At 70.9% G+C, this 23,353-nt stretch carries 25 protein-coding genes and 3 tRNA genes; 17 read left to right on the top strand and 11 right to left on the bottom strand.

Going from position 1 to position 23,353, the window contains the following annotated elements:
- Nucleotides 1-5 precede the first annotated feature (5 nt).
- From ACLQ2T_RS16375 to ACLQ2T_RS16355, 5 genes are read left to right on the top strand one after another with little or no spacing between them, the layout of a single operon-like run.
- Complete coding sequence (locus ACLQ2T_RS16375) at nucleotides 6-242, top strand: hypothetical protein (protein ID WP_425767047.1); 237 nt, start codon at nucleotides 6-8, stop codon at nucleotides 240-242.
- A 36-nt stretch (nucleotides 243-278) separates the two neighbouring features.
- Nucleotides 279-689 carry a TadE family protein gene (locus ACLQ2T_RS16370; protein WP_425767046.1) on the top strand — a complete coding sequence of 137 codons (411 nt, stop codon included), beginning with the start codon at nucleotides 279-281 and terminating at the stop codon, nucleotides 687-689.
- Nucleotides 674-1,141: a TadE/TadG family type IV pilus assembly protein gene (locus ACLQ2T_RS16365; protein WP_425767044.1), complete on the top strand. Its 468-nt coding sequence runs from the start codon at nucleotides 674-676 to the stop codon at nucleotides 1,139-1,141. The genes ACLQ2T_RS16370 and ACLQ2T_RS16365 overlap by 16 nt, the downstream gene beginning before the upstream one ends.
- A complete protein-coding gene (locus ACLQ2T_RS16360) occupies nucleotides 1,138-1,563 on the top strand; it encodes a pilus assembly protein TadG-related protein (protein ID WP_425767043.1) in 426 nt (141 codons plus the stop codon). Before ACLQ2T_RS16365 ends, ACLQ2T_RS16360 begins: the two co-directional genes overlap by 4 nt.
- A gap of 15 nt (nucleotides 1,564-1,578) precedes the next feature.
- On the top strand, nucleotides 1,579-2,844 hold the full coding sequence (locus ACLQ2T_RS16355) for a LysM peptidoglycan-binding domain-containing protein (RefSeq protein ID WP_425767041.1): 1,266 nt from the start codon (nucleotides 1,579-1,581) through the stop codon (nucleotides 2,842-2,844).
- 93 nt (nucleotides 2,845-2,937) lie between these two features.
- Here ACLQ2T_RS16355 and ACLQ2T_RS16350 read toward each other — a convergent pair whose 3' ends face one another.
- Nucleotides 2,938-3,789: a Rieske 2Fe-2S domain-containing protein gene (locus ACLQ2T_RS16350; protein WP_425767040.1), complete on the bottom strand. Its 852-nt coding sequence runs from the start codon at nucleotides 3,787-3,789 to the stop codon at nucleotides 2,938-2,940.
- A gap of 320 nt (nucleotides 3,790-4,109) precedes the next feature.
- Here ACLQ2T_RS16350 and ACLQ2T_RS16345 point away from each other — a divergent pair, with 320 nt between their 5' ends.
- Entirely contained in the window at nucleotides 4,110-4,904 is a 795-nt protein-coding gene (locus ACLQ2T_RS16345; protein WP_425767039.1) for a hypothetical protein, read from the top strand.
- Between the two features lie 22 nt (nucleotides 4,905-4,926).
- Here ACLQ2T_RS16345 and ACLQ2T_RS16340 read toward each other — a convergent pair whose 3' ends face one another.
- The 6 genes from ACLQ2T_RS16340 to ACLQ2T_RS16315 all read right to left on the bottom strand — a co-directional run bounded on the left by ACLQ2T_RS16340 (nucleotide 4,927) and on the right by ACLQ2T_RS16315 (nucleotide 12,279).
- Nucleotides 4,927-5,976, bottom strand: coding sequence for a C40 family peptidase (locus ACLQ2T_RS16340; protein ID WP_425767038.1), 1,050 nt, complete (start codon nucleotides 5,974-5,976; stop codon nucleotides 4,927-4,929).
- A 25-nt stretch (nucleotides 5,977-6,001) separates the two neighbouring features.
- Nucleotides 6,002-6,487 carry a poly-gamma-glutamate biosynthesis protein PgsC/CapC gene (locus ACLQ2T_RS16335; protein ID WP_327023332.1) on the bottom strand — a complete coding sequence of 162 codons (486 nt, stop codon included), beginning with the start codon at nucleotides 6,485-6,487 and terminating at the stop codon, nucleotides 6,002-6,004.
- A complete protein-coding gene (gene pgsB / locus ACLQ2T_RS16330; protein ID WP_425767037.1) occupies nucleotides 6,484-7,761 on the bottom strand; it encodes a poly-gamma-glutamate synthase PgsB in 1,278 nt (425 codons plus the stop codon). Before pgsB ends, ACLQ2T_RS16335 begins: the two co-directional genes overlap by 4 nt.
- Before the next feature lies 1 nt (nucleotide 7,762).
- The gene (locus tag ACLQ2T_RS16325) at nucleotides 7,763-9,925 is read right to left on the bottom strand and encodes a HAMP domain-containing protein (RefSeq protein ID WP_425767036.1); all 2,163 of its coding nucleotides are present in this window, start codon (nucleotides 9,923-9,925) and stop codon (nucleotides 7,763-7,765) included.
- A gap of 168 nt (nucleotides 9,926-10,093) precedes the next feature.
- Complete coding sequence (locus ACLQ2T_RS16320; RefSeq protein WP_425767035.1) at nucleotides 10,094-11,308, bottom strand: CapA family protein; 1,215 nt, start codon at nucleotides 11,306-11,308, stop codon at nucleotides 10,094-10,096.
- Nucleotides 11,309-11,367: 59 nt separating this feature from the next.
- Nucleotides 11,368-12,279 carry a phytoene/squalene synthase family protein gene (locus ACLQ2T_RS16315; RefSeq protein ID WP_425767034.1) on the bottom strand — a complete coding sequence of 304 codons (912 nt, stop codon included), beginning with the start codon at nucleotides 12,277-12,279 and terminating at the stop codon, nucleotides 11,368-11,370.
- Nucleotides 12,280-12,343: 64 nt separating this feature from the next.
- Between ACLQ2T_RS16315 and ACLQ2T_RS16310 the strand changes: the two genes are divergently transcribed.
- From ACLQ2T_RS16310 to ACLQ2T_RS16275, 8 genes are all read left to right on the top strand, one after another.
- Nucleotides 12,344-13,498, top strand: coding sequence for a polyprenyl synthetase family protein (locus ACLQ2T_RS16310; RefSeq protein WP_425767033.1), 1,155 nt, complete (start codon nucleotides 12,344-12,346; stop codon nucleotides 13,496-13,498).
- Nucleotides 13,498-15,000 carry a phytoene desaturase family protein gene (crtI, locus tag ACLQ2T_RS16305; RefSeq protein WP_425767032.1) on the top strand — a complete coding sequence of 501 codons (1,503 nt, stop codon included), beginning with the start codon at nucleotides 13,498-13,500 and terminating at the stop codon, nucleotides 14,998-15,000. The genes ACLQ2T_RS16310 and crtI overlap by 1 nt, the downstream gene beginning before the upstream one ends.
- Nucleotides 15,001-15,055: 55 nt before the next feature.
- Nucleotides 15,056-15,646, top strand: coding sequence for an isopentenyl-diphosphate Delta-isomerase (gene idi, locus ACLQ2T_RS16300; protein ID WP_425767031.1), 591 nt, complete (start codon nucleotides 15,056-15,058; stop codon nucleotides 15,644-15,646).
- Entirely contained in the window at nucleotides 15,636-16,586 is a 951-nt protein-coding gene (locus ACLQ2T_RS16295) for a MerR family transcriptional regulator (protein WP_425767029.1), read from the top strand. The genes idi and ACLQ2T_RS16295 overlap by 11 nt, the downstream gene beginning before the upstream one ends.
- Before the next feature lie 94 nt (nucleotides 16,587-16,680).
- Complete coding sequence (locus ACLQ2T_RS16290; RefSeq protein ID WP_425767028.1) at nucleotides 16,681-17,463, top strand: polysaccharide deacetylase family protein; 783 nt, start codon at nucleotides 16,681-16,683, stop codon at nucleotides 17,461-17,463.
- A gap of 154 nt (nucleotides 17,464-17,617) precedes the next feature.
- Nucleotides 17,618-17,690 (top strand) — tRNA-Glu (locus ACLQ2T_RS16285).
- A gap of 33 nt (nucleotides 17,691-17,723) precedes the next feature.
- Nucleotides 17,724-17,797, top strand: a tRNA-Asp gene (locus ACLQ2T_RS16280).
- A 102-nt stretch (nucleotides 17,798-17,899) separates the two neighbouring features.
- Nucleotides 17,900-17,973: transfer RNA gene (locus ACLQ2T_RS16275), tRNA-Phe, on the top strand.
- A 110-nt stretch (nucleotides 17,974-18,083) separates the two neighbouring features.
- Here ACLQ2T_RS16275 and ACLQ2T_RS16270 read toward each other — a convergent pair.
- Nucleotides 18,084-18,410, bottom strand: a complete 327-nt coding sequence (locus ACLQ2T_RS16270) for a hypothetical protein (protein ID WP_425767027.1) — start codon at nucleotides 18,408-18,410, stop codon at nucleotides 18,084-18,086.
- A gap of 26 nt (nucleotides 18,411-18,436) precedes the next feature.
- Here ACLQ2T_RS16270 and ACLQ2T_RS16265 point away from each other — a divergent pair, with 26 nt between their 5' ends.
- Complete coding sequence (locus ACLQ2T_RS16265) at nucleotides 18,437-19,114, top strand: class I SAM-dependent DNA methyltransferase (RefSeq protein ID WP_425767026.1); 678 nt, start codon at nucleotides 18,437-18,439, stop codon at nucleotides 19,112-19,114.
- Between the two features lie 139 nt (nucleotides 19,115-19,253).
- On the opposite strand, the gene ACLQ2T_RS16260 is transcribed toward ACLQ2T_RS16265, so the two are convergent.
- Entirely contained in the window at nucleotides 19,254-19,643 is a 390-nt protein-coding gene (locus tag ACLQ2T_RS16260; RefSeq protein WP_327023344.1) for a hypothetical protein, read from the bottom strand.
- A 153-nt stretch (nucleotides 19,644-19,796) separates the two neighbouring features.
- Here ACLQ2T_RS16260 and ACLQ2T_RS16255 point away from each other — a divergent pair, with 153 nt between their 5' ends.
- The gene (locus ACLQ2T_RS16255) at nucleotides 19,797-21,134 is read left to right on the top strand and encodes an ABC transporter substrate-binding protein (RefSeq protein WP_425767024.1); all 1,338 of its coding nucleotides are present in this window, start codon (nucleotides 19,797-19,799) and stop codon (nucleotides 21,132-21,134) included.
- Between the two features lie 75 nt (nucleotides 21,135-21,209).
- Here the strand turns inward: ACLQ2T_RS16255 and ACLQ2T_RS16250 are convergent, their stop codons facing one another.
- Both ACLQ2T_RS16250 and ACLQ2T_RS16245 read right to left on the bottom strand, forming a co-directional pair.
- Nucleotides 21,210-21,956 carry an enoyl-CoA hydratase/isomerase family protein gene (locus ACLQ2T_RS16250; protein ID WP_425767023.1) on the bottom strand — a complete coding sequence of 249 codons (747 nt, stop codon included), beginning with the start codon at nucleotides 21,954-21,956 and terminating at the stop codon, nucleotides 21,210-21,212.
- Nucleotides 21,953-22,864, bottom strand: a complete 912-nt coding sequence (locus ACLQ2T_RS16245) for a 3-hydroxyacyl-CoA dehydrogenase family protein (protein WP_425767022.1) — start codon at nucleotides 22,862-22,864, stop codon at nucleotides 21,953-21,955. The genes ACLQ2T_RS16250 and ACLQ2T_RS16245 overlap by 4 nt, the downstream gene beginning before the upstream one ends.
- A gap of 193 nt (nucleotides 22,865-23,057) precedes the next feature.
- On the opposite strand from ACLQ2T_RS16245, the gene ACLQ2T_RS16240 reads away from it, so the two are divergent.
- Complete coding sequence (locus tag ACLQ2T_RS16240) at nucleotides 23,058-23,348, top strand: hypothetical protein (RefSeq protein ID WP_425767021.1); 291 nt, start codon at nucleotides 23,058-23,060, stop codon at nucleotides 23,346-23,348.
- Nucleotides 23,349-23,353 lie beyond the last annotated feature (5 nt).

The raw sequence follows: 23,353 nt of genomic DNA, 5'->3' as shown, positions 1-23,353 counted from the left end.
AGACCATGTCCGTCCTCACCACACTGCCGGGCGCGCTGAACGCGCGAGTGACCCAGCTACAGGTGGCGCTTCAGACCCGCCTGACGGAAATGCGCGGGGACCGGGGCGACAGCCCGGTGCCCACCGCTGTGATCATCTTCGGCCTGGTGGCCGTGGCGATGGCGGTGACCGCCGCCGCGCTCGGCGCGGCGAACGACTGGATGGACAACATCCCCACCCACCAAGACCCGACGACGCGCTGACCTATGCGCCGCGCTCTCACCGCCGCAGGGTGCCGGATGGTCACGGCCATCCGGCACCACCGGCTGTCGGGCGACGGCGAACGGGGTGGCAACCCGGTCGAGTTGGCTGTGACCCTGCCGGCGATCCTGCTGATGCTGTTCGCCGCAATCCAGGTCGCCGCAGTCTTCGTGGCCCGCTCGACCGCGCTCAACGCCGCGCAGAGCGGCGTCAACGCCCAACGGCTGCACGATGCCGCCCCGGACGCCGGTGCCCAACGGGCGACGACCTTCCTCAACCAGGCGGGCGACTGGCTGGTCGGGTGGAAGGAGCCGGGGCCGAGTTGTGTCACCACGGCCACCGAGGTGACCTGCACGGTGACCGGTCGAGCCCTGTCGGTCGTACCGGGCGTCACCTTCTCCGTCCGGCAGAGCGCACACGGGACGGTGGAACGATGGACCACTCCATGAGCCGGGGCTCGGTCTCGATCGAGGTGGCCGTACTGGCACCGGCCTTCGTCGCGCTGATGGTGCTGGCCGGGGTCGCCGGTCGTACCGCCGTGGCCAGTGAAGCCCTGGAGGCCGCCGCCCACGACGCCGCCCGCGCGGCCTCGATCTCCCGGGACGCCCCCACCGCCCGCCGGGAGGCCCGGGAGGCGGTACGGCAGCAACTCGACTGGCGGGGGGTGTCCTGCACCGGCGCCCCACAGCTCACCTTCCGGGGCACGGTCGACGGCCGGTCCACCACCTTCAACGCGGCCTTCCGCAGCCGGGTCGGGCAGGAGGCCTCCGTCACGGTCGAACTCGCCTGCACGGTGTCCTACCAGGACATCAGGCTTCCGGTGCTGAACAGGACGCCGACGGGCAACCGGATCACCGCCTCGTTCACCTCCCCCCTGGACCGCTACCGGAGCCGGGGATGACCGCCGGCCGGGGCGACGCCGGGCGGGTGAGCATCTTCCTCGCCGTCGCCATGGTCGGGGTACTGGCCATCATCGGCATGGCCTTCGACGGCGCGGGACAACTGCGTACCCTCCAGCGGGCCGAGAACCTGGCCGCCGAGGCGGCGCGGGCGGGCGGCCAGGCCATCGACCGGGCTGCCGCCATCGAGGGTGGCCCCAAGCAGATCAACCAGCGGCAGGCCCGTCTCGCCGTGGCGGACTACCTGGCCGCCGCCGGGGCCAGCGGCCACACCGTCAACTTCCCGGTGGTCGACGGCGAAACCCAGATCCGGGTACGCGTCACGGTCACCTACCGCCGGGCCATGCTCGGCCTCTTCGGCTTCTCCAACACCGTCACCGTCTCCGGTGAGGCGACCGCGCGGCCGCTGACCGGGCTCCCCTGAGAGAAGGAGGTCGTCATGGCCGCATCGGGTGGTACCGCCCTACGGCGCTTCGGTCGCATCCTGACCGGCATCGGTGCCCTGGTCGTGCTGGTCGGCCTGCTGGTCGGCGGGCCGATCGCCCTGCTGGCCTTCGCCGGCAACCCGTTGCCCGACCACGTACCCACCCTGGCGGAGATCGGCACCACCCTGACCAGCCGGGACGACGGCCAACTGTTCCTGCGGGCGTTGGCCCTGGTCGGCTGGTTCGGCTGGGCCACCTTCGCCCTCTCGGTGCTTGTGGAACTGGGCGCCCAGACCCTGCGCCGACCCGCCCCCCGGCTGCCCGGGATGGGCCGGCAGCAGCGGGCCGCCGCCGCCCTGGTCGGCTCGGTCGCGCTGATCCTCGTCGCCAGCCCGGCCGCCGCCGCCACCGCCGCGTACACCACCGGGCCGTACCAGGCCACCCCCACCGCAGCGGTCGCGTACGCCTCCTCCGCGACCGGCCTGACGGCGATGGGGTCGGACACCCGGGCGACGGTACGGGCGGACCGGGCCACGGCCGACACCCCGATCTATCAGGTGGCCAAGGGCGACTACCTGGGCAAGGTCGCCGACCGGTACCTGGACGGCTTCGAGGACTACCGCGAACTGGCCACCCTCAACGGGCTGCGCAACCCGGACCAGATCCGCCCCGGCCAACTGATCAAGCTCCCGACTCAGGCCCAGGACCAGGGGGTACGGGCCCACGCCACCGGTCGGCTGGTCACCCCGAAGGCGACACCGGCCCGGCCCTCGCCGCAGCCGGCCGCCCCGGACAGCGGCGCGGAGACGCCCACTCCGACGAAGCCGGGCGGGACGGGACCGGGCGGGACGGGACCGAGCGAGGCCCCGCAAGGTGGCGCCTCCGGGCAGCCGAGCGGGACGAAGCCACAGCCGAGCGGCACGACTCCACAGCCGAGCGGCACGACGCCGCAGCCGGGTGGGACGACGCCGCAGCCGGGGTCGGCGACAACGGTGCCTGTCTCGCCGGAGGATCGGCAGCCGACCGCACCCCGCGACGAGGCCTCCGAAGACCAGCCGCCGGTGGTGACCGTGGGCGCGGCCCGGGCCGGCGATCCCGACCGGGTGAACCGTCCGCTGGCCATCTCCGCCGTACTGGCCGTGGCCAGCATCGTCGGCGCACAGATCGGCGCCGTGCTGGGCCTGCGCCGACGACCCGTCACCACCTCGGCCAGCACCTGGCAGCACCGGCGCAGCAGCGCGCCCCGCGAACTTCCCTCCGGCCGGCACCGCAAGGACTGAGGAACTGCCGTCCAGCGGCTTGCAGGTCAGGGGGTCAGGGCAGGCGCGCCTCGCCGGCCTGCGGGTCGGCAGGCGTGCTTGCCGGCTTGCGGGTCAGGGCAGGCGTGCCTCAAGCCTGCCGTTCACCACGCGGGTGGGCAGGATCTGCTGGTCGTTGGAGGAAGGGCCGTGCACCACCTCGCCGCCGTTGAGGCGGAAGGTGCTGCCGTGCCAGGGGCAGACCACGCAGGCGTGCCCGTCGATCTCGCGTACCTCGCCCTCGCCGAGCGGCCCGCTCTGGTGGGGGCAGCGCTCCAGCATCACGGTCACGTCCTCGCCGTGCCGGTAGAGAATCACCGAGACGTCGTCGACCTTGCGGGTGACCAGTTCCCGTTGGGGCAGGCTGGCCATCTCGCCGATCGGGTGCCACCCCTCGCCGATCAGGTGCAGGTCGGAGACGCTGACGTTCACCTGGGCACCCTGCTTGTAGGCCAGGTGCCCACCGATGTACGCCCCGGCGCTCGCGGCGCTGAGTCCGAGGAAGCCCAGGGTGCGGCCGAAGCCGTGGCGGCCGGACAGCCGGGCGGCCAACGAGCCCCCGTACAACACCAGGGCCACGCTGTTCGAGGCGGCGTGCACCAGGCCTACCCGGCGCTGGTCACGGGCCAGGGCCGCCCAGTCGTTGAGCCCCGCCACCGCGGACGGCACGGCGCTGGCGGTGCCGACCGCGATGAGGGCGGTGGCGGCCCGCCGCTGACCCGGCAGCAGATCCAGTACGGCCGCACTCATCCAGGAACCGACCGTGACCTGCACCATCGCCGGGTGCAGCGGATGCCCCAGCCAGACCCCGTGCAGCAGGTCCCGGACCCGCTGCCCCCGCAGGGTGCCCTGTACCGCGCGCTGCAACCGGTCGCCGAACCGGTCAAGGCGGGAGTTCTGCTCAATCTTCGTCAATAGCTCTCGCACGACTACCGACTTCCCACCCCACGCCCCCCCAAACCGCCCCCCGCCTCCTAATCTCCCCCACTCCTTCACCCGCATCTCCGCGTCGATCATGCACTTTCGGTCGCCTATATGGCCCTTCTGACCTGATTTGTCGAGGCAGAAAGTGCAAGATCGACGGGGAGAGGCGGGGTGGGGGTGGGTGGGCTAGCCTGCTTCGGGTGGGGAATGAGCCGGGGGGCGTGGGTCCTAGCCGACGGACGGTGTTGGCTGCGGCTACGGCGGTCGGGCTGCTCAGCGGGGGGTGTGGTTCTGGCCCTTCGTCAGGCACCAGCGAATTGGATGTGGCGGGGCTTGTCGACGAGTTGACCGGGTCGTTGTCGGCTGGAGGGCCGTACCGTGATCCGGATTCGGCGGAACGGCGTACGGCCGCGCAGGCGGCCCGGGCGCTGGTGGCGGGGGGCGACAAGACGGAGGATGCCGACCGGCTCTTCGCCGACCTGGGTTTTGCGGCCCGGCACGGCGTCGATCCGGCCACCGGTCGGGAGTGCAGCAGCTACCTTGCCGGCGGTTCCGACAGCCGGACCTGGGGGGCGGTACTGGTCGACCGGTCGACCACCCCCCGCACGGTGATCGAGGTGCCGCATCCCGGATTCGACATCAACACCGAGAAGATCGGGCTGGCGTTGCACCGCCGGGTCCCCGGCAGTGTGCTCCTCGTCGCCGGTGCACACCGGCAGGCCGCTGCCGGCGCCGCCGACGTGGCCCACAACAACCGTTCGCTGTTCCACAGTCTGGCCGTGGCCTTCGCCGAGGCCGGTCTCGACGAGATCCAGCTGCACGGCTTCGCCGACCGCAACCTGCCCTCCTCGGACGTCGTCGTGTCGACCGGTTCGGCACCGACGAACCGGCTGGCCCGCCGGATCGCCGACAGCCTCTCCGAGTTGGGTCTGCGCACCTGCCGGTCCTGGGTACGCCGCTGCGGTCAACTGGAAGGACGCACCAACGAGCAGGGACGCGCCGCCGCCGAGGCCGGGACCGTCTTCGTCCACCTGGAGTTGAACTGGTCGATCCGCAGCGACTCGGCCACCGGCGACCGGGTGGTGGCGGCGCTGGCGGAGCGGCTCGCCGAGGGCTGACCCCGACGAGCCGCCGCGAAGCTCACACTCGGCGGGCGGTCCGGAACCGCAGCGCCCAGTAGCCGGTGCCGTCGAGGATGGACTCGCCGCCCAGGTCACCCATGGTCGGCCCGTTGGCGGTGGTACGGCTGGAGATGAAGCGGTGGTGACCACGGTCGTCGACACCGAGGTAGATGCCCATGTGCTCGATGTTCGCGCCCTGGATCGGGCCGGCGTTGAAGAAGAGCATGTCGCCCGGGAGCAGACGGTCCAGCTCGCGGGCCCGTTTGCCGGTGTTCGGCATCAGCTGGGTGCCCGGTCCGACCGAGGCCATCGCGGTGGCCCGGCGGGGCAGCCCGGGACCGGCGTTGTTGGTGCCGAGCAGCGGGTAGCCGGCCCGGTAGCCGTACACCATCCGGACGAAGCCCGAGCAGTCCAGACTGAGGAAGTGCGACGGACTGGGCCGCTCCTCCTTGTCCGGGAAGCTCCACGAGATCCCCAGGTAGTCGTAGAAGTCGGAGTTCTCCGCCCGACCGTCCGGGTCGATGTTCGACAGGGGGCCGAAGGCCGCGTCCCCGGAGTACTGCCGACCCTCCCGGTCCCGCTTGGGCTGGCCCAGGTAGGTGTACTCCATCGCCAGGGCGAGGATGTCCGCCGACCGGTCCTTACGCGCCTTGGCGAACCAGTCGATGAACCACTTCTCCTTCTCCGCCCCGGCCCGCCACTGTCGGGGGGCCAGCCGTACCCAGAACTCGGAGTGCAGCTTGGCCTTGGTGAACCGAGGCTCGGCGAAGGTCCGCTTCTTGCCGATCAGATGGACCGTACGGGAGCCGTCGGTCATGATCGCGATGGTCTTGCCCTTGTCGTCGAGCACCTGGGTCCGGTCCGGGGCGGTCAGCCGGATGTAGCGCAGCCCGCTGGTCGCCGCCGGGGTGGCGGCCTGTGCGGCCTGCGGACCGAGGCTCAGTTCGAGCGGAGCCGGTATGGAGTGCCGGACGGCTACATAGGTGAAGGTGCCGCCGCCGACCAGCAGGGTGAAGGCGGCGATCACCATCAGCGCCGCCTGGCTGCGCGAGTAGGTCCGGTAGTTCATTCCCCGTTACCTCTTCGATCGGTGATCAGGTGACCGGCACGAAGCCGGCCACGACGCCGCTCACCGCGACCCCGTAGGTGATGGCGGTTACCATGATGGTGGCCAGCACGGTGGCCTTCGGCGGCTGCCGGACGAGCTGGTAGGCGATCAGTCCCGGCGCGACGAAGCCCAGGGTCTGGTGGGCGAAGAGCAACGGTAGATCGCGTTGGACGATGATGAACAGCGTCATCTGAAGGAAAACGCTGAGCAGCACGATCGCGGCGAACAGTCGCTTGCCGTAGAGGATCACCATGCGCTGCATCAGCCGGGTCAGGCCGTAGGTGACCACGGTCATCACCACGATCACCCCGGCCTGGAGCGGGTCCTCGATCAGCGCCAACGCGATCCAGCCGGGCGTGATCATCCCGCCCGGGGACAGGTTGGTGGTCAGGTAACAGAGCAACGCGAAGACCAGGCCGATGCCCAGGCATGCGGTCGCGAGCTGAGCACTCAGCTCTCCCCCGAAAATCATCGCCGGATCCCTCCCAGGAAAACGGTCTCGGCGTCCACGTCGAACCCGGGCGTGCTCGGCGTACGCAACATCGATTCGGCGCGGTCACGGCCGCGCGGCTCCCAACTCGGCAGGGCGGCCAGCTCGTGCAGCAGCACCTCACCCTGACCGTGGATGTTGCCGACCGCGATCACCGAGCCGTCCGGGGCGGTAGCGGCCATCACCTCGGCGACCAGCCGTTCGGGGGGCAGCTTGCCGCCCAGGTCGACCACCCGGTTTTGCAGGTCCGCCGGCACGTTGACCCGGGCGCTGCGGGTCATCTCGCCGATCAGCACGATCCGCTGCGGCTGTACGCGACCGGCCAGGGTGCCCATCTGCCCGTTGCGTTCCACCCGGTCCGGACGACAGTTGATCACCATGGTCAACGGCCGGTTGATCAACTGCTGCTGCTCCAGTTGCTGGATGTTCATGAAGGTCGACTCGGGGTCGTTGGCGGCGAAGATGTTCGCGAAGCGCACCCGCTTCTCCTGGTGGAGCACCCGGGCCACGGAGAGCACCCCGGGATCGGGGGGCGCCGCCCACATCCCGGCCAGGGCGCTGCGCCGGTCGACTCCCAGTTCCGCGGCGACGGCGAGGGCGATCGCCACGTTCTCCTTGAAGGTGATCCAGCCGAAGCCGGCCATCTCCTGGTCGGTCACCGACTCCGGGTCCACCGAGATCAGTCGGCAGTTCCGCTTGGCCGCCTCCTGTTCCAGGATGGCCAACCGGTCCTTCTCGGCGGTGATGCAGATGCCACCCTCAGGCATGGAACGACTCAGCGACCGGGCCACGTCGTCGAGGGTGGGCCCCATCTCGGCCAGGTGATCCTCGCGGACGTTGCACAGCACCCCGATGTTCGACCGGATCAACTTGCTCTGGTTGATCTCCTGAAGCGCCGGCATGACCGCCATGCACTCGATGACCAGGGCGTCCGGGTGATAGACGGCCGCTCGCCGGACGATGCCGATCTGCTCCACCACGTTGGCGATGCCGAACTTGCGGTGCACCGGCTCCTCGCTGGCGTCCGGGAAGATGAACCGGGCCGCGGTGCCGGTGGTCTTGGCCACCACGACCTTGTTCCCACCGCGCAGGGCACCGGCGCACAGCCGGGTGATGGAACTCTTGCCCCGAATGCCGTTGACCAGCACCCGGTGCGGGATGGTGTTCAGGTTGCGGTAGTGGTTCCGCTGCTCGATCACTCCCGCCACGACCAGGGCGAGACAGCACAAGCTGTAGACGGTGTACAGGTAGAACATGTCAGCCCTTCGTCCCCCGACCGGTGCCCGCCGCCGAACGCACCCTCGGCAGGACGGTGGTGCGATCGGCCCCGGCGCCCCGCAGCCGCAGGGCCCCGCCGAATCGCGCCGAGCCGGTGTGCCGGACCTGGCGGCAGATCTCCAGACACATCGCGATCGCACCGATGTCGTCGTGCCGTTGCGGCGGCACCGGAAGCTCGACGTTGCCCTCGCTCATCCGGTCGGCGACATTCGCCAACCGACGCAGGGGCCGGACGAAGATGTAGAGCTGCCACACGTGGGTCAGCAGGATGACCCCGACGGCCGCCCCGGCCATCAGCAGGGTCCAGCGCTGCTCGACCAGCTCCGGCAGCCGCAGCCCGGAGGTGTCCTGCTCGATGACGACCGCCCACTCCAGGTGGGCCACCGTCCCGGGCGCGGACAGACCGGCGGCGGCGACCAGGGCGGGCTCCCCCTCGGCGGTACGTGACCGGCCGACCGTCCCGCCCGGCAGGGCCTCCACCGCGGCCTCCCGGACCAGGTCACCCTGAAGGGGTTGGAAGGCCCGGAAACCGTCGGAATCCAGCACGGTACGCAGCTCGGCGTCGACCACATAGGTACGCCCGCTGACCCGGCGCACCAGGCCCAGCAGGCGATCCGGGTCGAACTCGCCGACGATCGAGTAGCCGTCGGCCATCTGGTTGTAGGCGTACACCACCGGCAGGCGCTGCACCGTCCGGTCCAGGTGGATGCCGATCTCGCCGGGCAGCGGCTCGACGGTACGCAGCGGACGGCGGCCCGCACCGGCCAGCACCTTGCCGTCCCGATCCACCAGGTAGAGCGCCCGCAACCGGTCGTCGGTGTCGAGTTCCCGGTCGAGTCGCCTGCCGGCCTGCTCCAGATCCTGCACGTTGAAGCCGTACGAGGTCCGCGAGACCGTGACCAGTCCGCCGTCGAGGAGGTTGCCGAGCGCACTGCTGGCCTCCTCGGCGCGGTTCTCCTCGTCGCGCATCAGTTGCACCGGAACGGTCGGTTCCGGAGCCTGAAGTCCGAGCACGACGACCGCCGCCGGCCAGAGCAGGGCGATGACGAGCGCGACGCTGAGGCCCTGCAACACGGTCGGGCGCCAGCGTCGGTCGGTGGGGAACTGTTCACCGGAGGTGAGGGCCAGGGCGCGGGCGATCCGGTGCGCCTCCCGGATGCGCAGCTTCGGCCGCCGGGCGGTGATGGCGCCGCAGGCGTCCGCCTTGGCCTGGCTGAGCAGCACACGTACCGGCAGGAACAGCGACCTGCGCATGACCCAGAAGCTGAGCAGGCCGACGGCCAGCAGGCTGAGCCCCAGCAGCAGGCCCTTGCGCAGCGAGGTTCCGGTGCTCACCTCGGTGGTGAGCAGGGAGACGATCACCAGGCCGGACTTGCCCACCGGGGCGGAGGAGACCAGCAGTCGTCGGTCCGACCATTCCTTGACGACGACCTGTCGGCTCTGCCGGGAGCCGGCCTCGACCAGTCCTTCGAAGATCGCCGGCAGGTGGGCCGCCTCGACCGCGTTGGCCCCCTGCATCAGGCTGATCGTGCCGTCCGGGGTCAGGGCGTGGATGCCGTGTCCGGCGTCCGGGTTGAGTCGCAGGTTCCGCATGGTGAGCGGCTGCGTGGCCAGGACGACCCGGGTCTCGTCCAGCGCGATCCCGTACACCATGAGGGGCCCGTCGGCGTTCGTCACCGCCAGGGTGGAGCCGATCGGTAGTTCCGCGGGCAGCAGCTCAAGTGGCAGCTCCGCGCCCTTGGCCGTGATCACCTGCCGGGTTCCGGCGTCCATGATCAACGCACCGCTGATGTTGCGTCCCCCGCTGATCAGGCGATTCAGCAGCTCGGCGTCGGAACTTTCGCCGCGGGTCTGCACCATCCGGGTCAGTTCCTCGCGTCGGGCCGTGGCGTCCAGCCGAATGCTGGAGGCCAGCTTGGCGACGATGTCCCGCTGTGAGTCGACCACGGCCGGCAGCGCGCCGTGCTGAGCGTTCACCGCGAAGCCCAGGACGGCCGCGACGACGACGAACATCGTCGCCAGGAGGTAGACCAGCGAGGGGGCGTTGGTCCCCGCCGGGAAGGCCGCCGCCGGCAGCTGCTGTTCCAGAGCACGGCGTCGCCATGCCACCAGCTGCGCCTGGTCGTTGACCGAACCGTCCATCGGCTGCTGTGGCGCACCTTGGGCCGAACCGCTTCGCACCTGAGGACAACCTTCCGGGGGTGGCCAGGCTGCTATGAAGACCTGTCCGCCCAGCTCAATGCCAGGCAGGGACGCCAGGCCGGCAGATGCTAGCAAAACTCACGTTCGTGCAGGGTGCAGCGTTTACGGTCAGGACCCTGGTCGGGCCCCCCGGACGACCAGCCCTTCGGTGTCGGCACCCCTGGTCAACAAGCTGCCCTCGATCCGGTCGACCGCCGCCTCGTAGATCGTGCGCCGCCCCGGGGGAAGATCAGGGTCGGCCAGTTTCCGCTCAAGATCAACCAAACGGATATCCGGATTGAGATCAACGAAGGTGGGGATGGCCTCCATGGCCACCACCTTCCACCGGTTCGTATCGCCCGCCGGGCCGAACACCGCCCGGATCATCACCCCGTCCCGGTTGGTGTTCACGGGCTGGGCATGACGCGCGATGTGGTTGCCCATGCCGTAGACGATCCAGGTGTCCCCGATCCGCTCGACCGGCTGCACCACGTGCGCGTGGTGACCGAAGACCAGGTCCACATCGTCGATCTCGGCGACCTCGCGCGCCCAGGTCTGCTGGTCGACGTCGGGCTCGTGCTCGTACTCGGTGCCCCAGTGCAGGCTGACCACGACGATCTCCGCGCCGGACTGCCGGGCAGCCGCGGCCTCACGCCGGATGGCCTGCGGGTCGATCAGGTTCGACACCCACTCCTTGCCGGCGGGCGGACGCAGACCGTTGTAGCTCTTGGTGTAGCTGAGGTGCCCGACCTTGACACCCTTGACCTCGTAGATCTTGGCGGCACCGGCTCCCCGCTTGGTCCGGTAGCTGCCGGTGTGACCGAGGCCGGCCTCGTCGAGGGCGTCCAGAGTGCGTTTGACCCCCTCCATCCCCTGGTCGATGGTGTGGTTCGAGGCGGTCGAGCAGCCGTCGTACCCGGCGGCCTTGATGCCCTGCACGATCTCTCGGGGCACGCTGAACTTGGGGAAGCCGATGTACGGCCCACCCGGCGGCGCCACCGGGGTCTCCAGGTGGCACAGGGCCAGGTCGGCCGCGGAGAGGGTCTCGCGTACGTGCTCCAGCATCGGCCCGAAGTCCAGGCTGCCGGCTCCGTCCCGGCGGGCCTGGTCCCACAGTTCCGGGTGGACGAGGATGTCGCCGGAGCCGATCACCGAGATCGTGCGACCGGAGACCTTCTCCGCGGCGGCGATCGGACGGGGCGTGCCGATCGGCGCGGGCTCCTCGGTGGACCAGGGTCCGAACACGTAGATGGCACCTGCGGCGACCGCCAGCGCCGTCACCGAACCCAGGATCGCCCGAAGCGGTCCGGAGAACCCGCCACTGGACTGAGAGCTTCTCGACACTGCGACAGGCTAGACCGCCAGCCCGGCCACCCGATCCCACCCCTGCGGGATGGGATCGATCAGAGCGGCGGAGGTCCGGGCAGGGCCACCGGAGCACCGGTCGGGGTGAGCAGGGCCCGAGCCGCGACCGACATCCGGCGTCGCTGCGGCACGGTGGCCCGCCGGGCGAACACGTCGTAATCCTGCGCGGCCACCTCGTCGAGGATTCCGCCGTAGAGCAGGTACGCGGTGCGGATGCAGGACTGCGAGCCGGGCTCCAGCAGGAGCACCCCGGGTGCGGCGGCGGCGTAGTGGGCCTGCGCCCGGGTGACCTCGTACCGGATCAGCTCGCGCACCGGCTCGGTGGTCCGACCGGCGGCCCGGCAGGCCAGCAGGTCGTCGCGGGTCACCCCGAACTTCGCCAGGTCCTCCTCCGGCAGGTAGGTCCGGCCCCGGTCGAGGTCCTCGGCCACGTCCCGGATGAAGTTGGTGAGCTGGAAGGCGAAGCCGAGCTGACGAGCCGGCTCCCGGGCCGCCGCCCGGTCCGGGCTGCCCAGGATCGGCAGCATCATGGTGCCGATGACCGCCGCCGATCCCTCCATGTAGTCCAGCAGGTGGCCGTAGGTGCGGTAGGAGGTAACGGTCAGATCCATCGCCATGCTCTTCAGGAACGAGGCGAAATCCTCCCGATCCAGGTCGAAGACGGCGATGGTGTGCAGCACCGCCGGCAGCAACGGGTCGTCGACCGGCTCGCCGTGCAGCCCGGCCACGAACCGTCCACCCCAGTCGTCCAGCAGGGCCGCGCGCTCGGCCGACGGTAGCGCCTCCGTCTGATCGACGATCTCGTCGGCGTACCGGGTGAATCCATAAAGGGCATGAACATGTCGGCGTTTCCATGCGGGCAGCAGCCGGGTGGCGAGATAGTACGTGCGTCCGTGCTGTCTGTGCAGGTCACGGCACCGACCGTAAGCGGTGGCGAGGTCCAGATCCATTCGCCCTCCCAGGAATCGACGCACCAATCGACGCAACTAGAGACCCTAGGGTACGCTCAGCCGCATGGCCAACGACCGACTAACGGGTAACCTCCTTCGCGTGTTGCCTGAACAGCCGGTCGGTGGAGACGAACCGATTCCGGCCGTCCTGGCCGCGTACACACGGGATCTCGTCCTCGCGGTGGAGAAGGCCCTCGCCGATTTCCTCGCCACCGAGGTGGCCGCGTTGGCCGCGATCGATCCGGCGATGGGCGGCTTCGCCGCCACGGCCCGTGACTGCGTTCTCGCTGGTGGTAAACGAGTCCGCCCGATCTTCGGCTACTGGGGATGGCGTGGCGCGGTCGGCGATGCCGAGCCGCTGGACGCCGTACTACCCGCGCTGGCCACCTTGGAACTTCTGCACGCCTTCGCCCTGGTCCACGACGACGTCATGGACCACTCCGCCACCCGACGAGGGCGTCCCACCGCCCATGTGGCGGTGGCCGCCCAACATGCCGCCGCGGGCCGCAGCGGCGACTCCGGCCGGTTCGGCGAGGCCGTCGCGGTGCTGATCGGGGATCTGTGCCTGGTCTGGGCCGATGAGTTGCTGGCCCGTGCCGGGCTGGCCCCGGAGCGCCTGCTGCAGGTACGGCGCGGCTACGACCGGATGCGGGTGGAGACCATCGCCGGGCAGTACCTGGACGTCCTGGGCGAGAGCGATCCACAGAACTGGTCGGTCGAGCGGGCCCTGCGGGTGGCCCGATACAAGACCGCCAGCTACACCGTCCAGCGTCCCCTGCTGTTCGGGGCCAGCCTGGCCGGGGTCTGCGACGACGCCCCACTGGCCGCCGCGTACACCCGCTACGGGCTGGCGGTCGGAGAGGCCTTCCAACTCCGCGACGACCTGCTCGGGGTCTACGGCGATCCGCGTACCACCGGCAAACCCGCCGGTGACGACCTGCGCACCGGCAAACCGACGGCCCTGCTGATGCTGGCCCGCGAGCTCGCCTCGCCGGCCCAACGCCGGGCGCTGGAGGGCAGCGGCTCGGTGGTCGGCGAGCCGGAGGTGGCCCGCCTGGCCGAGATCGTGCTCGACACCGGGGCGGTCGGCCGGATCGAGCGAATGATCGACGAACGGGTCCAGCAGGCGGTGGCCGCGCTGGCCACGGTCACCATCGACGAGACCGCCCGCACCGCGCTGTTCGCCCTGGCCAGCGCAGCCACCGACCGGAGGGCATGATGGCCAGCAGGAGATCGGCGGCGCGCACCGTCACCGGGCGTACGGATCGGGTGGTCGTGGTCGGGGCCGGCCTGGGCGGCCTGGCCTGTGCCCTGCACCTGGCCGGCAGCGGGCGGCAGGTGACCCTGCTGGAACGCGAGCCGCTGCCGGGTGGCCGGGCGGGCCGGCTCAGTGTCGACGGGTACGAGTTCGACACCGGGCCGACCGTGCTGACCATGCCCGACCTCATCGCCGACGCGCTCGGGGCGGTCGGCGAGGAGTTGACCGACTGGCTCGACCTGGTCCCCCTGGACCCGGCCTATCGGGCCTACTACCCGGACGGCTCGACCCTGGACGTGATCACCGACACGACCCGGATGGCGGCGGAGATCTCCCGGGTCTGCGGGCCCCGGGAGGCCGACGGCTACCTGCGGTTCGTCGACTTCGCCCGCGAACTGTGGCGGCTGGAGCGGACCGACTTCATCGAGCGCAACTTCGACGCGCCGACCGACCTGCTCACCGCCAACCTGCTCAAGCTGATGGCCACCGGCGCCTTCCGGCGGCTGCAAACCAAGATCGATCAGTTCTTCCGCGACCCGCGTACCCGACGCATTTTCTCCTTCCAGGCGATGTACGCCGGGCTGTCGCCGCACGACGCCCTGGCCATCTACGCCGTGATCGCGTACCTCGACTCGGTCGCGGGGGTCTACTTCCCGCGCGGCGGCGTCCACGCGGTCTCCCGGGCCCTGGCCGGGGCGGCGGAGAAACACGGCGTACGCATCCGGTACGGCACCACGGTGACCCGGGTGGAGACCGCGAACGGCCGCGCCACCGGGGTGCTGACCGCCGACGGAGAGTTCGTGCCGGCGGACGCGGTGGTGCTCAACCCCGACCTGCCGGTGGCCTACCGCGACCTGCTCCCGCCGACCCGCCGGCGTCGGCTGGCCTACTCGCCGTCCTGCGTCGTGCTGCATGTCGGCTCGACCCAGGGGTACGGACGGATCGCCCACCACAACATCCACTTCGGCCGGGCCTGGAAGGGGACCTTTGACGAGGTCATCCGGCGGGGTGAGCTGATGACGGACCCGTCCCTGCTGGTCACCAACCCGAGCCGGACCGACCCGGCGGTGGCGCCTACCGGTCGGCACACCTACTACGTGCTGGCCCCGGTACCCAACCTCGACCGGGCACCCTTCGACTGGCACGGCGACCTCACCGCCCGCTACACCGACCAACTGATCGCCACTCTCGAGGAACGCGGCTATGTCGGCTTCGGCGCCGGGGTCGAGGTGCTCCAGGCGATCACTCCGGCGGACTGGGCGGAACAGGGCATGGCCGCGGGCACTCCCTTCGCCGCCGCGCACAGCCTGTTCCAGACCGGTCCCTTCCGGCCCGCGAACCTGCACCCGTCGCTGTCCAACGTGGTGTTCGTCGGCTCCGGCACCCAACCCGGCGTCGGAGTCCCGATGGTGCTCATCTCCGGCAAGCTCGCCGCCGGCCGGATCACCGGGGACGACCGGTGAGGTCGTACGGTACAGCGCAGCCGAGCCCCGAAGTCGCGAACAGAGGTATGCACTGATGTCCCCGTCCCGGGAGAGCCATCTGGTCGAGTTGGTCGACGAGACCGGTCAGCCAATCGGCTCGACCACTGTCGCTACGGCCCACCAGCCCCCAGGTCGGCTGCATCGTGCCTTCTCCGTGCTGCTGGTGGCACCGGACGGTCGGGTGCTGCTGCAACGCCGGGCTGCGGTGAAGACCCGGTTTCCGCTGCGCTGGGCCAACGCCTGCTGCGGCCATCCCCAGCCGGGTGAGTCCCTGGCCGAGGCGGCCAACCGGCGGCTGGCGGAGGAGTTGGGCGTCGGGCCGGTCCCGCTGACCGAGGTCGGTGTGCACATCTACCGTGCCGAGGATCCGGCCACCGGGCGGGTCGAGGTGGAGTACGACCACGTCCTGCGCGGCGAGTTCGAGCCGGAGACACCCCTGCATCCGCAACCCTCCGAGGTCGCCGAACTCCGCTGGGCGGATCCGGTGACCCTCTCCGCCCAACTGATCGAGGACCCCGAGGCGTACGCCCCGTGGCTGGGCGGGGTGCTGGACCGACTCCTGCACCCGTCGGGCCCGGCCCAGTTGCCGGCCAGCGACGCGTCGGAGCGGTCGGGTGGTCGATGAGGCGCTGAGCGCCGGGACGGTCGCCCGACGATTGGGTATCGCGGTCACCACCCTGCGCACCTGGCACCAGCGGTACGGTCTGGGGCCCAGCCAACACATCCCCGGGCACCACCGGCGCTACACCACGGCCGACCTGGCCCGGCTGGAGGTCATGCGGCGACTCACCGCGGACGGCGTCAGCCCGGCGGAGGCGGCCCGCTGGGCCCGGCAGGCCCCGGAGCCGGGGTCCGCCCGAACGCCGCGCCCGGTGGGGTCGACGAAGGCGCGAGCCGGTGGCGGCACGACCATCCCGGTGCACCGGGCCGGTCCGGTGGCCCGCGGCCTGGCCCGAGCCGCGATGCGCCTGGACGCCGAAGCGATCAGCGAGACCATCACCCGGTCGATCGCCACCGACGGGGTGGTCGACACCTGGGACGACCTGCTCCGCCCGGTGCTGGTCGGCATCGGGGAGCGACATGCCGCCACCGCCGCCCTGGTCGAGGTGGAGCACCTGATCTCCCGGTGCGTGTCCACCGCCTTCGCGGCGGTCGTGTCGACCCGTCCCGCCCCGGCCGGGCAACCACCCCGCATCCTGCTCGCCTGCGCCGACGAGGAGCAGCACAGCCTGCCGCTGGAGGCGCTGGCTGCGGCGCTCGCCGAGGTCGGCGTCAACCATCGGATGCTCGGCGCCCGGGTGCCGCTGACGGCCCTGCTGGACGCGGTCGAGCGGACCGGGCCGGCCGCGGTGATGATCTGGTCACACACCCGGGCCACCGCCGACCCGGCCCAACTCAGCGCCCTGCTCAGCGCGCCACGCCGCCCCCTGCTGGTGCTCGCCGCCGGGCCGGGTTGGCGGGTCGACACCCTGCCCGCCGGGGTGGTGCATCCCGGCGATCTGGCCGAGGCGGTCTCGCTGGCGATCTCCGTACGCGACTCGCTGGGCCGACCGGCCGCCTCCTGAGCCCGCGCCACCTCCCCTACCCGCCGCTATCCGCCGAAAAGGGGTGAACTAGCGTTCGAGGCTTGCATACCCGAACCCCTCTCGGGAGCGAACGATGCGTCCTCGTGTGCTGCGCACCTGCCTGACCGGGCTGACCCTCCTGCTGCTGGCCGGCTGCGGCCCGGGTACCTCCGAGCCCACCCCGGCGCCCACCAGCCCGCCGCCCTCGGCCGCCCTGCCGCCGGAGGCGGCGGCCCCCAGCCCCACCGCCTCTCCCAAGCCCCGGTTGCGGCCGCTGCCCGCCAAGCTGCCCGCCGGCCTGGTCCGCACCACCGGCGGTACGAAGGTGGCGCTCACCTTCGACGACGGTCCGGACCCGGCCTGGACCCCGAAGGTGCTGGACCTGCTCAAGACCGCCAAGGTCAAGGCCACCTTCTGCGTGGTGGGTACCCAGGTCCGCAAACATCCCGAGCTGGTCCGGCGGATCGTCCGGGAGGGGCACCAGCTCTGCAACCACAGCTGGAACCACGACCTGAACCTGGCCCGGCGACCGGTCGCCGAGATCCGTGCCGACCTGACCCGGACCAACCGGGAGATCCGGCGCGCGGCGCCCGACGCGAAGGTGCCGTACTACCGGCAGCCCGGCGGCCGCTGGACCGCCGAGGTGATCAAGGTGGCCAAGCAGTTGAAGATGCGATCGCTGCACTGGTCGGTCGACCCGCAGGACTGGACCCGACCCACCGCCGCCACCATCCAGAAGCGGGTAAAGCAGGCTGCCCGGCCCGGCTCGGTGGTCCTGCTGCACGACGGGGGCGGCAACCGGGCCGCCACCCTCGCCGCCTGCCCCAAGGTGATCGCCGCCCTCAAGCGTGACCACGGCGTCACCCGGCTCCGCTGACCCCCCGCTGACCTGCGGTTTCAGGAGCTTCTGCGGCTGGAGGCATACCGGTTTGGTCGTCCGGTCAGACATCACGTATGCTTTCGAAGCCTCCGGCGGGGCCGGATGGGAGCAAGTCCGCACAGAGTTGCGAATGTGCAATGATGGCGGGGCCGCCCTCATCGTCTAGCGGCCCAGGACGCCGCCCTTTCAAGGCGGTAGCACGGGTTCGAATCCCGTTGGGGGCACGGTCCGGCTTCGGCCGGAGGCAACACAAGCTAGGTCCTGTGGAGCAGTTGGAGTGCTCGCCGCCCTGTCAAGGCGGAGGTCGCGGGTTCAAGTCCCGTCAGGACCGCAAGCGCTGACGCCGCGCCATTCGCGCGGCGTTCTGCGTATCGGGACAGGTGACCCGTCCGGTGGCGCTCCCGCCAACCGGGTAACATGACCCGAGCACCACGGCCAGGTAGCTCAGTTGGTACGAGCGTCCGACTGAAAATCGGAAGGTCGGCGGTTCGACCCCGCCCCTGGCCACATAGCCTTTCGCCGGGCTAGCAAGACGCCGACCAGCGGTAACGCCGGTCGGCGCGTTGCGTTTGTGGGCTTGTTGCCTTGTCAGTCTGTTGCGTTGGTCACAGGAGCAGTTAGTCCTGTCGCCAGAGATACCAACCCAACGCGGCCCCGACAAGAAGCAGGGCCAGCCCGAACAGTGCTCTTGCCACCGCCGAGGGCATCGGGATGAGGAAGGGCACCTGCTGGGCCAGCAGGGAGCCGCCGAGCAGTGCCTGAAACCCGCCCATGCGGACCGGCTGCGACCGTCGGGTTGCCCCCAGCCGGGTGATCCGCACCCAGGCCGCCGGAAACCGGCGCGATACGGCGACACGGACACCGAAGGCCAGCAGGGCGAGGCTGAGGAGCACGATCACCAGGCGGAGGGCGATCCACAGCGGGTCCGGGTCGGCAAGACTCACGCGGCCCATCATTCAGTGAAGGATCGATGTCCGCTACGGTCACCGGCATGGTCGAGCCCGCCTACCTGAGTGCCATCCGTGAGTCGTACGACAGGGTCGCCGACGCCTACGTCGGGATCGCCCCGGCCCGGTTCGCCACCGATGCGCTCGGCCGGGGGATGCTGGCCGCCTTCGCCGAGCTGGTACGCGCCAACGGTCCGCTGCCGGTCGCGGACCTGGGGTGTGGTCCGGGCCATGTGACCGCCCACCTGGACTCGCTCGGGGTACCCGCCTTCGGGATGGACCTCTCCCCCAGGATGGTGGAGATCGCTCGCGAGACCTACCCCGCTCTCCGGTTCGAGGTCGGCTCGATGACCGCGCTCGACCTCCCCGAGGGGCAGCTGGGTGGCATCGTCGCCTGGTGGTCCATCCACCACCTGCCGCGTGCGGCGCTGCCGACGGTGTTCGCCGGATTCCATCGCGCTCTGGCCCACGGCGGCAGCCTGCTGGTCGGGTTCCATGTCGGCGACGAGGAGCTGCGTCCCGAGCAGGCGTACGGCCACCCGGTGTCCTACCGCACCCAACTGCTGTCGCCGGACACCGTCGCGGACCTGCTGCACGACGCCGGCCTGGTGGTCACCGCAAGCCTGGTGCAGGAGCCCGTGGAAGGGCTCACCCGGCCACAGGCCTGCCTGCTCGCCCGCAGACCTGCACACCCGACCTGACGGTGACATGGACTTCGACCGGGCATGGCGAGGCGGCCGAGGGCTACCGGCAGGCGCTCGCCGCCGGCTGGTCCGAGCTGCTCTCCCGGTTCGCCGCGACAGTCGCCGACGCCCGGGAGTGAGGCCGGGCCGTGAGCGGTCAGGTGGATCGGTGCCGCAGGGTGGCGATGGTCGATCCGGCGAGGGTCAACAGGCAGTCCGGCAGGAGTCCGTCGGCCGCCGCCGCACCGAACAGCGCCCGTCCCGTCTCCAGGTCGGAGTTGGCGTACGCGCTGACGAAGCGGGCCACCCACCGGGCGTCGTACTCGGCCTGGTCGATGCCGGGGAAGTCGAGGGCACAGGCTCCCGGGGGCACCGGGTCACCGACCATGGTCGCGGCCAGGCACCAGGCCACGTCGTACGCACCGGTCAGGCCGTCCCGGTCGACGACCGCGTCGAAGGTCCCCACCACGGCGTCGGAGTCTCCGTCGAGCGCCGAGCTGAGGATCGCGGTGGCGTCGGCAAGCGTCTGCTGTGGCGAGTCGGTCACGCACCGCACAGTATTCGCTCTGGTCAAGGAACCCGCTTGTGTCACTCTCCGCGCATACGGGAGGCGACCTGCGGATAGACGGCCCTCCACGGTCCCGTCACCCGTCGCGGCACGTTAGTCTGCGCAGCGGACCTTCGCGGAGGAAGGACGACAATGCACATGTCACGCGGCACGCGGAGCGCTGTTCTGGCGGTCTGCGCCACGGTCCTGCTCGCCACCAGCGCCTGCGGGGACGATGAGCCCGAAGAGACGACCGCCCAACAGGTGCGGCTCTACGGCACCGACGGCAACATGTCGAACTCGTACGCGGAGGAGCTGGGAGATCGCGCCAACCTGGTCGACGGTATGAAGGGCACGATCCCGCTCACACCGCTGCCGGAGAACTTCAAGAAGCGGCTACTGTCCGTGGATCCGAGTCTGGACGGTTTCCTCTACTCCGCGGAGGCGTACGACGCGGTGGTGATCAGTGCTCTCGCCGCGGAACTCGCCGGCACCACCGATCCGCCGGCCATCGCCAGGCAGATCGTCGGGGTCACCAACCACGGCACCCGCTGCGGGACGGTGGACCAGTGCCTCCAGTTGATCCGCGACGGTGAGGACATCGAGTACCGCAGCGTCTCGATCACCCGGGCAGGGTTCACCGACGCCGGTGAGCCGGCGACCGCCAGTTACGCCACCCAGCACTTCGACGGGCAGCAGCTCAACGACGCCAAGACAGAGTTCGTCGGCGCCGGTGACGAGTCCGCCGCCAGTGACAAGCGGCCTCCGCGCGGCAGCGCCGAGTCCAGTGGCGCACCACTGGTCTTCGGCGGGTTGCTGCCCAAGAGCGGCGACCTGGCGATCGCGTACCCGCCCCTGGCCGCTGGTGCGGCACTGGCGATCCGGGAGATCAACGCGGCAGGTGGAGTGCTCGGCGAGGAGGTGGTCTGGGTCGACGGCGACGACGGCACCAATCCGGCGATCGCCAAGGCGACCGTGGCCCGGCACGTCAGGGCCGGGGTCCACGTGATGATCGGTGCCGGCGGCTCCGGGATCTCCGCCGCCGTCCTGGAGGACGTGGTCAAGGCGGGCCGGATCCTGTTCTCTCCCTCGAACACGGCGGCAAGCCTGACCGAGGTGGACGACCGAGGGCTCTACTTCCGCACCGCTCCGCCGGACGGGCTGCAGGGCCGGGCCCTGGCAGACGTGATCCTGCGGGACGGCCCGCACAAGATCGCGATCGTGGCCCGCAAGGACTCCTACGGTGAGGGCCTGCAGAAGGTCGTCCAGGGTGAGCTGGAACGGGCCGGGTTCGGCGGCGACCGGGTGAAGCTGCTCAACTACCAACCCGGCGAGGATGCCAACGCCGCCCCGATCGACTTCAGCGAGGGCGCCAAGGAGATCAAGGATTTCGGTGCCGACGCCGTCCTGATCATCGGTTTCGGCGAGTCCGCCGCGGTGATCCGGGCGCTCGCGGACGCGGAGGTACCCCTGGCGGCGCTGGGCCGCTGAGCGCGCCCGCACCGGCCTGACGACACAACGGAAAGGTCCGCACCGACCTGGTCGGTGCGGACCTTTCCGGTTGTCTCAGCGTCCGCGTCGGCGGTCCAGGAACTCCGTCATCCGGCGACGCTTCTCCTCGTCCTCGAAGAGCACCGCCTGACTGACCAGGTCCAGGTGCGGGTGCGCGGCCGGCGCGGCGTCGACGGCCAGCTTGGTCAACCGAAGTGCCAGCGCGGAACCCTTGGCCATCTCGTCGATCAGCTCGTGGGCTGCCGGCAACAGCTCCTCCGGGGTCGCCACCACCCGGTTGACCAGGCCGATCCGCAGCGCCTCCGCGGCGTCCACCCGCCGCCCGGTGAACAGCAGTTCCTTGGCCCGGGCCTCACCGACCAGCGCCGGCAGGCGGTGGGTGGCGCCGGCCCCGGCCAGGATGCCCAACCGCACCTCGGGCTGGCCGAACACCGCCCGCTCCGTGCACACCCGAAGATCGCAGCCGTACGCCAGCTCCGCACCTCCGCCGAGCGCCGGGCCGTCGACGGCCGCGACGGTCGGCATCGGCAGCGCCCGGATGCGGGCGAAGGCCGCCGAATTGATCGCGGCCAGGGCGTCCAGCCGGCCCCGCTCGCGCAGTTGGGCGATGTCCGCCCCGCCCGCGAAGATCCCCTCGGTGCCGCCGGTCAGCAGCAACATCCGGGGACGGGCCTCCAACTCGGCGCAGACCTCGTGCAGGGCCGCGATGAGGTCGGCGTCGATGGCGTTGCGCTTCTCCGGCCGGTCCAGGGTGACCACCAGCCGGTCCGGGTGCTCCTCGATCCGCAGCCCGCCGCTCACTGCGCCGCTCCCGTCGAGGGATCCGACCCCGGGGCCGTCCACTCGGTACCGTCGCTGCGGGCACCGTCGACCCAGCGGTAGAAGCCGTGGCCGGACTTCTTGCCCAGGCGACCCGCCGCGACCATCTCCACCAGCAGCGGTGGCGGGGCGAACCGGTCGCCGTAGGCGGCCTGAAGGGTGCGGGCGATGTCCAGGCGTACGTCCAGACCGACCAGGTCGGTCAGTTCCAGCGGCCCCACCGGGTGCCGGTAGCCGAGCACCATCGCCTTGTCGATGTCGGCCGGGCTGGCCACCTCGTCGGCGAGCATCCGGATGGCCTCCAGCCCCAGGGTGACCCCGAGCCGGGAGGTGGCGAAGCCGGGCATGTCGCGTACGACGACGGGGTCCTTGCCCAGCCGACCGGCCAGCGCGCGGGCCGCCTCGGTGGTCTCCTCGGCGGTGGCCGGGCCGACCACGATCTCCAGCAGGGCCATGACCCAGACCGGGTTGAAGAAGTGCAACCCGCAGAACCGCTCCGGTCGGGCCAGTCCGGCGGCCAGGTCGGCGATGGAGATGCTTGAGGTGTTGCTGCCCAGCAGGGCCGGCTCCAGTCGCTCCGCCTCGGCCAGCACGGCCCGCTTGAGCTCCAACCGCTCCGGCACCGCCTCCACGATCACGTCCGGTGCGGGGGCGACCTCACCCAGCCCGGCCCGCAGGGTCACCGCAGCCCGGTTGGTGGCGGCCTGCTCGGCGGTCGACTTGCCGCGCTGCACCGCCCGGTCCCAAAGCTGGCCGAGTCGTTCGACGGCCGCGGCACCCCGGGCCCGGTCGACCTCGACCAGTTCCACGGCGTACCCCGCACCGGCGGCCACGTACGCGATGCCCAGGCCCATCGTGCCGGCACCGACCACCACGAATCGCTGCGTCATCGGCACATCACCGCACCGTGACGTCCATCGGTTTCCGCCTCGCCGTTGGCGCGCGGGATCACCGCCACGCCGAAGCTGGCCCGTACCCTCCGCTCAGTCATGGTGCGACCCTATGCAGCACGATCATCGTCGGTTGCGTGGGGGCGGCCGAGATCGGGTAGGACCGCTGACAACCAAGGGAAGGGACGAACTGATGAGCCAGGCACCGGAGACCGGTACGGAGGCCAAGGAGACCGTCGAGACGCGCGGCGACGAGCGTGTCGAACTGCTGCGCGCCGACACCAACAACGACGGCCGCACGGACGTCTGGGTGGTCGACACCGACGGCGACGGCAAGGCCGACCTGTTCCAGTTCGACACCGACGGCGACGGCAAGGTGGACGTCACGATGGTCGACATCGACGAGGACGGCCAGCCGGACGAGGTCGTGGACGGCGACGGCGGCCTCCCCCCGGAGCAGCTCCCCCCCACCGTCCAGGTCTGAGCGGT

This window comes from Micromonospora sp. DT229 (genome assembly GCF_049844505.1).
GTDB lineage: Bacteria > Actinomycetota > Actinomycetes > Mycobacteriales > Micromonosporaceae > Micromonospora.
Note: the sequence above shows the minus strand (reverse complement) of the source record. Positions and strands in the feature narration are given on the sequence as shown.